Consider the following 13,157-nt stretch of genomic DNA (forward strand, 5'->3'; position numbering starts at 1 on the left):
GCACTTGATGCGGGTTTTTTTATAACTAAATCCAGGAAGTAAACGATTAACTCTCGGAATGAGGAAGCAAACATGAACGATCAGGTCATTATATTCGACACCACCTTACGCGATGGTGAACAAGCATTGTCAGCCAGCTTAACCGTCAAAGAGAAGCTGCAAATTGCTTTCGCACTCGAGCGTTTAGGCGTTGACGTGATCGAGGCAGGCTTCCCTGTATCATCACCGGGCGATTTTGAATCCGTACAAACCATTGCCAAACACATTAAAAACAGCCGTATCTGTGCCCTTTCGCGAGCCGTTGCGAAAGACATTGATGCCGCAGCTGAAGCGTTAAAAGTCGCAGAAGCATTCCGCATTCACACCTTCCTTGCTACCTCTACCATTCACGTTCAAGACAAATTGCGCCGTACCTACGACGATGTCGTCGAGATGGCGGTGAAGGCGGTGAAACACGCTCGCCAATACACTGACGATGTGGAATTCTCCTGTGAAGATGCAGGGCGCACCCCCATCGACAATCTGTGCCGCATGGTCGAAGCTGCCATTGATGCCGGTGCCAGCACCATCAACATTCCTGATACCGTAGGTTACACCCTGCCAAGCGAATTCGGTGGCATCATTGAACAACTGTTTAATCGCGTCCCCAACATCGATAAAGCCGTGATTTCCGTGCACTGCCACGATGACTTAGGCTTGTCTGTTGCCAACTCCATTGCCGCAGTACAAGCCGGTGCTCGTCAGATTGAAGGCACCATCAACGGTATCGGTGAACGTGCCGGAAACTGTGCGCTAGAAGAGATTGCGATGATCATCAAAACGCGCCAGGATTTGCTGGGCGTGACCACGAACTTCAAACACGATGAAATCAGCCGCACCAGTAAATTGGTGAGCCAACTGTGCAACATGCCGATTCAAAGCAACAAAGCCATTGTCGGCGCAAATGCCTTCAGCCATTCATCGGGCATTCACCAAGATGGCATGTTGAAGAACAAGAACACCTACGAAATCATGACCCCTGAATCGATTGGCCTGAAAAACCAAGCACTGAACCTCACCAGTCGCAGCGGCCGTGCTGCCGTGAAGAGCCACATGGATTCACTGGGTTACAACGACAACGAATACAACTTGGATGCGTTGTATGAAGACTTCCTAAAATTGGCCGACCGGAAAGGCCAGGTGTTTGATTACGACTTGGAAGCGTTGATGCACTTCTCCAACCTCCGTGAAGAAGATGATTTCTTTAAATTGAACTATCTGAGCGTGCAATCTGGTAGTGTAATGGCGACCACATCAATCAAACTGCAATGCGGCGATGAAGAGAAATGTGAAGCGGCTGTTGGGAACGGGCCGGTCGATGCGCTCTATCAATGTATTTACCGCGTCACCGGTTACGAGATCGTTTTGGATAAATTCGATCTGACAGCAAAAGGTGAAGGGGAAGATGGCTTGGGCCAAGCCGACATCATCGCGAATTACAAAGGCCGTAAATATCACGGTACAGGCGTCTCAACCGACATCGTTGAAGCCTCGGGTCAAGCGTTGCTGCATGTGATCAACAGCATTCATCGCGCCGACCAAATCGCCGAAATCAAACAGAAAAAGAAAGTCGCATCGGCGTAATCTCGCTGCGACAACAGACACAACATGAAACGAACAAACTATTTTATAAGTGAAGGAATCGCATGACAGACAAGACTTACAAGATCGCCGTACTTCCCGGTGACGGCATCGGCCCTGAAGTAATGCAGCAAGCACACAAAGTGCTGGATGCTATCGAACAGAAGTTTCAGTTAGCGTTTGTGCGTGAAGAACATGATATCGGTGGTATTGCGATTGATAACCACGGTTGTCCACTGCCCGACAGCACACTGCATGCGTGTGAAGAAGCCGATGCCGTGCTCTTTGGTTCAGTTGGTGAACCAAAGTGGGAACATCTGCCCCCGAACGATCAACCGGAACGCGGCGCACTATTGCCACTGCGCAAACACTTCCAACTGTTCTGCAACTTACGTCCAGCGCAAATTCACAAAGGGCTAGAAGCATTCTCGCCGCTGCGTGCTGACATCTCTGACCGCGGCTTTGATATTGTTGTGGTTCGTGAGTTAACCGGCGGCATCTACTTCGGCCAACCCAAAGGCCGTGAAGGTGAAGGCGCCAATGAAAAAGCATTCGACACCGAGGTGTACCACCGCTTTGAAATCGAACGCATCGCTAAAATAGCGTTTGAATCTGCTCGTCTGCGCCGCAAGAAAGTCTGCTCGATTGACAAAGCCAACGTGCTGCAAAGCTCTATTCTGTGGCGTGAAGTGGTTAGCGAAATTGCCAAAGATTACCCGGATGTCGAGCTATCACACATGTACATCGATAACGCGACCATGCAGTTGATTAAAGATCCATCCCAATTTGATGTGATGCTGTGTTCCAACATCTTCGGTGACATTATTTCTGATGAATGCGCGATGATCACAGGTTCCATGGGTATGCTGCCTTCCGCAAGCATGAACGAAAGCAAATTCGGCCTGTATGAACCTGCAGGCGGTAGCGCGCCAGATATCGCAGGTAAGAACATCGCCAACCCGGTTGCCCAGATCCTGTCAGCCGCGCTGATGCTACGATACAGCCTCGGAGAAGAAGACGCCGCGCAAGCGATTGAAAACGCAGTCAGCAAAGCACTGTCTGCTGGTCAGTTAACTGGCGATTTGGCAGGAAACAAACCAGCGCTATCGACCAGCGAGATGGGCGATGTGATCGCCGCCTATATTCAAAACGCATAATTCGCAGAGCCGGCGATGCTCCGGCTCCATCTAGCTCTTTGAGCTCAAGGAAGAAGCAATGTCACAAGCAAAAACCTTATACGAAAAAATTTACGATGCGCACGTTGTCGTGGCGGCGCAGGGCGAGAACCCAATTTTGTACATCGATCGTCACTTAGTACATGAAGTGACTTCACCGCAAGCCTTCGATGGTTTGCGTGAAAAAGGACGCCAAGTGCGTCAGGTCGGCAAAACATTCGCCACCATGGACCACAACGTATCCACCACCACCAAAGACATCAACGCGTCTGGCGAGATGGCACGTATCCAGATGGAAACGCTGTCGAAAAACTGTGAAGAGTTCGGTGTGACCTTGTACGACATCAACCACAAGTATCAAGGCATCGTTCATGTCATGGGGCCAGAACTGGGCATTACGCTACCAGCAATGACCATCGTGTGTGGTGACTCTCACACCGCAACTCACGGCGCGTTTGGTTCCCTTGCCTTTGGTATCGGAACCTCCGAAGTGGAACACGTCCTGGCAACCCAAACGTTAAAGCAAGCGCGTGCCAAAACCATGAAAATTGATGTTCAGGGAAAAGTAGCGCCTGGCATTACAGCGAAAGACATCGTACTGGCAATCATTGGTAAAACCACCGCAGCAGGCGGCACAGGGTACGTGGTTGAGTTCTGCGGCGAAGCGATTCGCGATCTGTCGATGGAAGGTCGTATGACCGTATGTAACATGGCGATCGAACTGGGCGCCAAAGCGGGCTTAATTGCCCCAGATGAGACCACGTTCAACTACATTCAAGGCCGTAAGTTCGCCCCAACTGGCGCAGATTGGGATGCAGCCGTGGCCTATTGGAAAACATTTAAAACGGACGAAGACGCACAATTTGATGCCGTGGTGACACTCAATGCCGCCGACATCAAACCACAAGTCACTTGGGGGACAAACCCAGGCCAAGTGATCGCGGTCGACCAACCAATTCCGACACCTGCATCATTCCACGATCCGGTTGAGCGCGCTTCAGCTGAAAAAGCACTGGCTTACATGGGCTTGGAAGCGGGCAAAATGCTGGCCGATTACAAGATTGATAAAGTTTTTGTCGGCTCGTGCACCAACTCACGTATTGAAGACATGCGCGCCGCCGCTGCCGTAGCCAAAGGTAAAAAAGTGGCAGGCCACGTTCAAGCGTTGATCGTACCGGGGTCAGAGCAAGTCAAAGCACAGGCGGAAGCGGAAGGATTAGATAAGATCTTTATCGAAGCAGGCTTTGAATGGCGTTTGCCGGGATGCTCGATGTGCCTAGCGATGAACAACGACCGCTTGGGGCCTGGGGAACGTTGCGCTTCGACTTCCAACCGGAACTTCGAAGGCCGTCAAGGTCGTGATGGACGTACGCATTTGGTCAGCCCAGCGATGGCCGCCGCCGCCGCGATTGCAGGTCATTTCGTCGATATTCGTGAAATTAACTAAGGACAGAGGACATAATCAATGGCAGGTTTTCAACAACATACAGGCTTAGTGGTTCCTCTGGACGCAGCAAACGTCGACACGGATGCCATCATTCCAAAGCAATTTCTACAGAAGGTAAACCGTATCGGTTTTGGCCAGCACCTGTTTCACGACTGGCGCTTCCTCGACGATGCTGGCAAACAGCCAAATCCGCAATTCGTCATGAATCAACCACGTTACCAAGGCGCGAGTATTTTACTGGCGCGAGAAAACTTTGGTTGTGGTTCATCGCGTGAGCATGCACCTTGGGCACTGGCTGATTATGGTATTCGCGTCATGATCGCACCCAGCTTTGCGGATATCTTCTACGGCAACTCCATCAATAATCAGATGGTGCCGGTGCGCCTCACCGAACAGGAAGTGGATGAGCTATTTACTTATGTTCACGCCAACGAAGGCGCAGAAATCACCGTGGATCTGGAATCGATGACCGTGTCTGCTAATGGTCAAACATATTCATTTGAGATTGACGAGTTTCGTCGTCACTGCTTGCTCAATGGTTTGGACAACATTGGTCTAACCCTTCAACATGAGAGCAAAATTGCCGATTATGAAGCGAAGATTCCAAGCTTTCTGAAATAACCATATGGGCTGCATTGCAGCCCTTTTTTATCCCTGAAAGAAAGTTCAACAGCATCGGGTCTTATCAGCACGATACTAAACCGGTCCCATGTTATGAAACCTTTTATCGCCATTCTACTGTCCACACTCTCCACAGCCAGTTGGGCGGCGCCTAACGCAGAGCTGTGGCCATTCTGGAACCGTAGCGCCGCGACACAATCGCTGACGGTTTCGCACCAAGCCTGGCAGCAATTACTTGACCGTTACCTCATGACGCAAGGTGAAAACACCTTATTTGACTATGCAGCCGTCACGCATGCCGATCAACAATCATTGAGCCGTTACATCCAAGGCCTCAGCACGCTTGATCCTCGCCAGCTCACCAAATCTCAGCAATACGCCTATTGGGTCAACCTATATAACGCGCTCACCGTGCAATTAATCCTAGAAAATTACCCCATCTCTTCGATCAAAAAGCTGGGCGGATGGCTGAGTTTTGGGCCTTGGGATCAAGAGCTGCTCACCATTCAAGGTCAGAACATCTCCTTGAATGACATTGAGCATCGTATTTTGCGCCCTATCTGGCGCGACCCTCGCACGCACTATGCGGTGAATTGTGCCAGCTTAGGCTGCCCCAATTTGCAAAGTGAAGCGTTCACGGCTCACAACAGTGAACATCTACTGGAACGAGCAGCGCATACGTTTATTAATAGCAATAAAGGCGCACGACAAAGCGAGGATCAGTGGGTGATTTCTTCTATTTATGACTGGTTCATTGAGGACTTTGGTTCTAAACGCGCCTTAATTCAACATTTGAGCACCTACCGCCCTGAACTCAAAGATTATCACGGTGAGTTACGCTATGAATACAACTGGCAACTGAACGACAAAAAACGCTGATAATAAAAAGCCTCGAATCATCGAGGCTTTTTATTGAGGTTTGCGATTGAATAATGCTGGTCGTTCGCAAAACTTATCATCTGAAACGAGAAAGCCCCGACTTTTCAGTCAGGGCTTTGGAATTGAGCCTGGCGATGTCCTACTCTCACATGGGGAGACCCCACACTACCATCGGCGCTACTTCGTTTCACTTCTGAGTTCGGAATGGAATCAGGTGGGTCCAAAGTGCTATGGTCGCCAAACAAATTTTTTGACCGCGTATCGCGTGTCGAATAAATGGTGCTGATACCCAGAATCGAACTGGGGACCTCATCCTTACCAAGGATGCGCTCTACCGACTGAGCCATATCAGCACACGAAATCTTTTGTCCGTGGACTAAAAAAGCCCGTTTAGCAACGGGCTCTTCAAATTTAAAGCCTGGCGATGTTCTACTCTCACATGGGGAGACCCCACACTACCATCGACGCTGTTTCGTTTCACTTCTGAGTTCGGAATGGAATCAGGTGGGTCCAAAACGCTATGGTCGCCAAGCAAATTCTTAAAATTCGGAAAGCTGTTTTCTATTCTCTCAACACATTCTTATGCGCTTAGCTTTGAGTCCAGTACAAAACCCCTTGGGTGTTGTATGGTTAAGCCTCACGGGCAATTAGTACAGGTTAGCTCAACGCCTCACAACGCTTACACACCCTGCCTATCAACGTTCTAGTCTCGAACAACCCTTTAGGACAGTTAAACTGTCAGGGAAGACTCATCTCAGGGCTCGCTTCCCGCTTAGATGCTTTCAGCGGTTATCGATTCCGAACTTAGCTACCGGGCAATGCGTCTGGCGACACAACCCGAACACCAGAGGTTCGTCCACTCCGGTCCTCTCGTACTAGGAGCAGCCCCCTTCAATCTTCCAACGCCCACGGCAGATAGGGACCGAACTGTCTCACGACGTTCTAAACCCAGCTCGCGTACCACTTTAAATGGCGAACAGCCATACCCTTGGGACCGACTTCAGCCCCAGGATGTGATGAGCCGACATCGAGGTGCCAAACACCGCCGTCGATATGAACTCTTGGGCGGTATCAGCCTGTTATCCCCGGAGTACCTTTTATCCGTTGAGCGATGGCCCTTCCATTCAGAACCACCGGATCACTATGACCTGCTTTCGCACCTGCTCGAACCGTCATTCTCGCAGTTAAGCGGGCTTATGCCATTGCACTAACCTCACGATGTCCAACCGTGATTAGCCCACCTTCGTGCTCCTCCGTTACTCTTTGGGAGGAGACCGCCCCAGTCAAACTACCCACCAGGCACTGTCCTCAACCCGGATAACGGGTCTAAGTTAGAACATCAAACATACAAGGGTGGTATTTCAAGGTCGGCTCCAACGCAACTGGCGTCACGTCTTCAAAGCCTCCCACCTATCCTACACATGTAGGTTCAATGTTCAGTGCCAAGCTGTAGTAAAGGTTCACGGGGTCTTTCCGTCTAGCCGCGGGTACACTGCATCTTCACAGCGATTTCAATTTCACTGAGTCTCGGGTGGAGACAGCGTGGCCATCATTACGCCATTCGTGCAGGTCGGAACTTACCCGACAAGGAATTTCGCTACCTTAGGACCGTTATAGTTACGGCCGCCGTTTACCGGGGCTTCGATCAAGAGCTTCGACCGAAGTCTAACCCCATCAATTAACCTTCCGGCACCGGGCAGGCGTCACACCGTATACGTCATCTTACGATTTTGCACAGTGCTGTGTTTTTAATAAACAGTTGCAGCCACCTGGTATCTGCGACTCTCATCAGCTCCATCCGCGAGGGACTTCACCATCAAGAGCGTACCTTCTCCCGAAGTTACGGTACCATTTTGCCTAGTTCCTTCACCCGAGTTCTCTCAAGCGCCTTGGTATTCTCTACCCGACCACCTGTGTCGGTTTGGGGTACGATTCCTTACAATCTGAAGCTTAGAGGCTTTTCCTGGAAGCATGGCATCAATGACTTCACATCCGTAGATGCTCGACGTCGTGTCTCAGCCTTAGAGAGAGCCGGATTTACCTAACTCTCAAGCCTACGCACTTGAACCTGGACAACCGTCGCCAGGCCCACCTAGCCTTCTCCGTCCCCCCATCGCAATTGTAAGAAGTACGGGAATATTAACCCGTTTCCCATCGACTACGCTTTTCAGCCTCGCCTTAGGGGTCGACTTACCCTGCCCCGATTAACGTTGGACAGGAACCCTTGGTCTTCCGGCGGGGAGGTTTTTCACCCCCCTTGTCGTTACTCATGTCAGCATTCGCACTTCTGATACCTCCAGCATGCTTTACAACACACCTTCAACGGCTTACAGAACGCTCCCCTACCCAATACGATAAATCGCATTGCCGCAGCTTCGGTTTACAGCTTAGCCCCGTTACATCTTCCGCGCAGGCCGACTCGACTAGTGAGCTATTACGCTTTCTTTAAATGATGGCTGCTTCTAAGCCAACATCCTAGCTGTCTGAGCCTTCCCACATCGTTTCCCACTTAGCTGTAATTTGGGACCTTAGCTGGCGGTCTGGGTTGTTTCCCTCTCCACGACGGACGTTAGCACCCGCCGTGTGTCTCCCGGATATTACTTACTGGTATTCGGAGTTTGCAAAGGGTTGGTAAGTCGGGATGACCCCCTAGCCTTAACAGTGCTCTACCCCCAGTAGTATTCGTCCGAGGCGCTACCTAAATAGCTTTCGGGGAGAACCAGCTATCTCCGAGTTTGATTGGCCTTTCACCCCTAGCCACAAGTCATCCGCTAATTTTTCAACATTAGTCGGTTCGGTCCTCCAGTTGATGTTACTCAACCTTCAACCTGCCCATGGCTAGATCACCCGGTTTCGGGTCTATATCCAGAGACTGAACGCCCAGTTAAGACTCGGTTTCCCTACGGCTCCCCTATATGGTTAACCTTGCCACTGAATATAAGTCGCTGACCCATTATACAAAAGGTACGCAGTCACCCCACAAAGGAGGCTCCTACTGCTTGTACGTACACGGTTTCAGGTTCTATTTCACTCCCCTCACAGGGGTTCTTTTCGCCTTTCCCTCACGGTACTGGTTCACTATCGGTCAGTCAGGAGTATTTAGCCTTGGAGGATGGTCCCCCCATATTCAGACAGGATAACACGTGTCCCGCCCTACTCGATTTCACTGAACATGCGCTGTCGGCTACGGGGCTATCACCCTGTTTCGCGGTCCTTTCCAGAACCTTCACCTGACGCATGTAAAGCTTAAGGGCTAATCCAATTTCGCTCGCCGCTACTATCGGAATCTCGGTTGATTTCTTCTCCTCGGGGTACTTAGATGTTTCAGTTCCCCCGGTTCGCTCTGTTAACCTATGTATTCAGTTAACAGTAACTGCTTATGCAGTTGGGTTTCCCCATTCGGAAATCTCAGACTCAAGTGGCTGTTACTGCCTAATCTGAGCTTATCGCAAGTTACTACGTCCTTCATCGCCTCTGACTGCCAAGGCATCCACCGTGTACGCTTAGTCACTTAACCATACAACCCGAAGGAGTTTCGGATTGTTGTTAAACAACCTAGGTGTCACACATTTAATTTACATGAGTGTGTGACTGATTTTGCCGGACTCAATTTGAAGACTTACTGAATCAGTAAGCTTCGATACCAAGCACACTTGAATGTGTTTGTTGGTGTATTCCGTTAAGGAATACATTGAGAACTTTACAAACAACAATAAATTGTTGTTTTGTCAGCTTTCCAAATTGTTAAAGAGCAAGATTTTCTAATGAAAACCATGTTTAAGAACACTTAAGCAAATGTGCTTAAAGATGGTGGAGCTAAGCAGGATCGAACTGCTGACCTCCTGCGTGCAAGGCAGGCGCTCTCCCAGCTGAGCTATAGCCCCATCAGGTGTTGATACTGTGTGCCAATCCTCTGGGAGGAAGATTGGTGGGTCTGAGTGGACTCGAACCACCGACCTCTCGCTTATCAGGCGAACGCTCTAACCACCTGAGCTACAGACCCAGTATCGTCTCTAAAACGTATAAACCATCAATCTGTGTGAACACTCATCGCAATAATCATTCGTATAAGGAGGTGATCCAGCGCCAGGTTCCCCTAGCGCTACCTTGTTACGACTTCACCCCAGTCATGAACCACAAAGTGGCAAGCGTCCTCCCGAAGGTTAAACTACCTGCTTCTTTTGCAGCCCACTCCCATGGTGTGACGGGCGGTGTGTACAAGGCCCGGGAACGTATTCACCGTGGCATTCTGATCCACGATTACTAGCGATTCCGACTTCATGGAGTCGAGTTGCAGACTCCAATCCGGACTACGACGCACTTTTTGGGATTCGCTCACTTTCGCAAGTTGGCTGCCCTCTGTATGCGCCATTGTAGCACGTGTGTAGCCCTACTCGTAAGGGCCATGATGACTTGACGTCGTCCCCACCTTCCTCCGGTTTATCACCGGCAGTCTCCCTGGAGTTCCCGACATTACTCGCTGGCAAACAAGGATAAGGGTTGCGCTCGTTGCGGGACTTAACCCAACATTTCACAACACGAGCTGACGACAGCCATGCAGCACCTGTCTCAGAGTTCCCGAAGGCACCAAAGCATCTCTGCTAAGTTCTCTGGATGTCAAGAGTAGGTAAGGTTCTTCGCGTTGCATCGAATTAAACCACATGCTCCACCGCTTGTGCGGGCCCCCGTCAATTCATTTGAGTTTTAATCTTGCGACCGTACTCCCCAGGCGGTCTACTTAACGCGTTAGCTCCGAAAGCCACGGCTCAAGGCCACAACCTCCAAGTAGACATCGTTTACGGCGTGGACTACCAGGGTATCTAATCCTGTTTGCTCCCCACGCTTTCGCATCTGAGTGTCAGTATCTGTCCAGGGGGCCGCCTTCGCCACCGGTATTCCTTCAGATCTCTACGCATTTCACCGCTACACCTGAAATTCTACCCCCCTCTACAGTACTCTAGCCTGCCAGTTTCAAATGCAATTCCGAGGTTGAGCCCCGGGCTTTCACATCTGACTTAACAAACCACCTGCATGCGCTTTACGCCCAGTAATTCCGATTAACGCTCGCACCCTCCGTATTACCGCGGCTGCTGGCACGGAGTTAGCCGGTGCTTCTTCTGCAGCTAACGTCAAAGAATACCGCTATTAACGATATCCCCTTCCTCACTGCTGAAAGTACTTTACAACCCGAAGGCCTTCTTCATACACGCGGCATGGCTGCATCAGGCTTGCGCCCATTGTGCAATATTCCCCACTGCTGCCTCCCGTAGGAGTCTGGACCGTGTCTCAGTTCCAGTGTGGCTGATCATCCTCTCAGACCAGCTAGGGATCGTCGCCTTGGTGAGCCCTTACCTCACCAACTAGCTAATCCCACCTGGGCATATCCTGACGCGAGAGGCCCAAAGGTCCCCCTCTTTGAGCCGAAGCTATCATGCGGTATTAGCCATCGTTTCCAATGGTTATCCCCCACATCAGGGCAATTTCCCAGGCATTACTCACCCGTCCGCCGCTCGCCGCCCAACAAATCCCCCGAAGGTTCAATGTTGTCGCTGCCGCTCGACTTGCATGTGTTAGGCCTGCCGCCAGCGTTCAATCTGAGCCATGATCAAACTCTTCAATTAAAGTTTTGGCTCAATGAATACTGATAACATTACTATGTAATGTTGAATTGACTGTGCTCGATACCGAAGTATCAAATTGGTCACTCAGTTCATTGATAAATCTTTTGCGATTATCATCAACGAGTGCCCACACAGATTGATAGGTTTATATTGTTAAAGAGCGTTGCTTTTTCGAAATTTTCTTCTCAAAGCGGAGGTGCATTCTAGCGAGATAACTGAGCGTGTCAAACACTTTTTTCAATTTTCTCTTTTAGAAGCTTTCACCTCGATGACAACCGCTGAAGCCTTGTGGCGTCTGCCGTGTCAGTGAGGCGGCATTATAGAGAGTTGCTTAAACTTGGCAAGTACAAAAAGGCATTTTTTTATAAAAAAACGTTCGTTTGACCAATAATCAAACGAACGCCTTTTTATGCAGATCTTATCTTCAAGATGAGCACACTTTACTCACAAATTCCTGTGGATAACTAGTCATCGCTATCAAAAAAGTACGAAATCCTCGAACGTGGATTGAGATATTCACGAATTTTATCCGGTAATTTATTTGGCAAGATCGCACTGACGATTTTAATGTCTTTATCAGCAAGGTCGATAATCGGTGCCTGAGTGCGCGGCACTGACGGATCGTAGATCAGTACATTCGGAAACAGCAGGCTTTTCGCGTTAACGGAAATGACCAGCCCAATCATGTCATTGGACAACTGCACAACGGTCCCTGGCGGAAACACCCCCATGAACTTCACCAGTATGTTCAGATTATCGTGATTATAAAGATGCTTGCAGTTCTTATATAAGTGGGACAGTGCCACATACGGAATCTTTTGCTCAGACGGAATGTTGGGATGACACAGATTATCAAAGGTATTGGCGACTGCGACCACTTGCGCCAACTCATCAATCTCCTCTTCTTTTAATCCTTGCGGATACCCCGACCCATCATTGAGTTCGTGATGTTGCTCGATCACCTTCATCGCACTGGCAGGAAAGTGTTCGGTACTCGCCGCGATTTCCATGCCGTATTTGGTGTGCAGTTTGAGATAATTCTTTTCCGGTTCATTGAGTGGTGTTTGTTTACGAACAATCGCACTGGGCACACGAATCTTACCGATGTCATGGAATAAAGAGGCAAACGCGAGTTCTTTGATTTTTTCAGCCGGGTAATCTTTGGCTTTACCGATCATCATGGCGATGACCGAAACGTTGAGTGAATGAAAGTAGATATCTTCAAACTCACTTTTGCTGTTCATCAAATGTAGGGTCACACTATCGTCGCTCAATAATTTCTCGACGATATCTTCAACCAATTGCGCCGCTTCATCGACGGCATCTTGTGGACGATTGCGGATTTTGTTCATCACGGCACGCATGCGAGCAAGCGAGCGCTCGAACTCTTTCTCACAACTGATCACGCGGCGACGATACGCACTGAGCTTTTCTATGCGCTTTTGTTTTTCCTGCCACAGCTTATCCGCTTCATCATGAATCGCTGCGTTTGATGCGTCACTTTCTGCCGCGTCCACACTCGGCTCGCTATTCGGCGGCAAAGGGGATGTGTCACTTTGCGCAGGATTAAGAAACACGTGCTGAATCCCCAGATGCTTGATCAGCATGATCTGTTCCTGCGTTTTGATTTTGAAGCTGTTGAGTAGAAAGGGATGCTCATTCCATTTAACTGGCAAACGAATATGTAAGCCTGGCTGCAACCTATCTACCGTGATCTTTATGCTCGCCACAATTTACCAACACCTTTACTTGGAAATTTTTATTATTTTAGAAGAAGTTGATAACAAGATCATC

Annotated in this window: 6 protein-coding genes, 3 tRNA genes and 4 rRNA genes; 5 read left to right on the plus strand and 8 right to left on the minus strand. The window is 49.6% G+C overall.

The annotated features are described in order from the left end of the window. Positions 1-72 precede the first annotated feature (72 nt). The 5 genes from leuA (at position 73) to ACS18Q_RS12700 (ending at position 5,742) form a co-directional block, all read left to right on the plus strand. A complete protein-coding gene (gene leuA, locus ACS18Q_RS12680; protein WP_014204424.1) occupies positions 73-1,623 on the plus strand; it encodes a 2-isopropylmalate synthase in 1,551 nt (516 codons plus the stop codon). A gap of 62 nt (positions 1,624-1,685) precedes the next feature. After that, the gene (leuB, locus tag ACS18Q_RS12685; protein ID WP_441257137.1) at positions 1,686-2,777 is read left to right on the plus strand and encodes a 3-isopropylmalate dehydrogenase; all 1,092 of its coding nucleotides are present in this window, start codon (positions 1,686-1,688) and stop codon (positions 2,775-2,777) included. A gap of 58 nt (positions 2,778-2,835) precedes the next feature. Next, positions 2,836-4,242 (plus strand): 3-isopropylmalate dehydratase large subunit, encoded by a 1,407-nt coding sequence (leuC, locus tag ACS18Q_RS12690; RefSeq protein WP_004729201.1) that lies wholly within the window; start codon positions 2,836-2,838, stop codon positions 4,240-4,242. An 18-nt stretch (positions 4,243-4,260) separates the two neighbouring features. Then, a complete protein-coding gene (gene leuD, locus ACS18Q_RS12695) occupies positions 4,261-4,863 on the plus strand; it encodes a 3-isopropylmalate dehydratase small subunit (protein WP_004729205.1) in 603 nt (200 codons plus the stop codon). 93 nt (positions 4,864-4,956) lie between these two features. Then, on the plus strand, positions 4,957-5,742 hold the full coding sequence (locus ACS18Q_RS12700) for a DUF547 domain-containing protein (RefSeq protein WP_441257138.1): 786 nt from the start codon (positions 4,957-4,959) through the stop codon (positions 5,740-5,742). Positions 5,743-5,868: 126 nt separating this feature from the next. Here the strand turns inward: ACS18Q_RS12700 and rrf (ACS18Q_RS12705) are convergent. The 8 genes from rrf (ACS18Q_RS12705) to ACS18Q_RS12740 form a co-directional block, all read right to left on the minus strand. Then, a 5S ribosomal RNA gene (rrf, locus tag ACS18Q_RS12705) occupies positions 5,869-5,984 on the minus strand. Positions 5,985-6,019: 35 nt separating this feature from the next. Then, positions 6,020-6,095, minus strand: a tRNA-Thr gene (locus ACS18Q_RS12710). 63 nt (positions 6,096-6,158) lie between these two features. Then, positions 6,159-6,274: ribosomal RNA gene (gene rrf, locus ACS18Q_RS12715) — 5S ribosomal RNA — on the minus strand. 94 nt (positions 6,275-6,368) lie between these two features. Further along, positions 6,369-9,259 (minus strand): 23S ribosomal RNA (locus ACS18Q_RS12720). Positions 9,260-9,550: 291 nt separating this feature from the next. Next, positions 9,551-9,626, minus strand: a tRNA-Ala gene (locus ACS18Q_RS12725). 42 nt (positions 9,627-9,668) lie between these two features. Further along, a tRNA-Ile gene (locus ACS18Q_RS12730) sits at positions 9,669-9,745 on the minus strand. Positions 9,746-9,810: 65 nt separating this feature from the next. Continuing rightward, positions 9,811-11,363 (minus strand): 16S ribosomal RNA (locus ACS18Q_RS12735). Together the 16S, 23S and 5S rRNA genes with 3 tRNA genes alongside form the textbook arrangement of a ribosomal RNA operon. 464 nt (positions 11,364-11,827) lie before the next feature. After that, positions 11,828-13,093, minus strand: coding sequence for an HD-GYP domain-containing protein (locus tag ACS18Q_RS12740; protein ID WP_038152628.1), 1,266 nt, complete (start codon positions 13,091-13,093; stop codon positions 11,828-11,830). Positions 13,094-13,157: the final 64 nt, after the last annotated feature.

Source organism: Vibrio sp. Vf1514 (genome assembly GCF_052076135.1).
GTDB classification, from domain to species: domain Bacteria; phylum Pseudomonadota; class Gammaproteobacteria; order Enterobacterales; family Vibrionaceae; genus Vibrio; species Vibrio furnissii.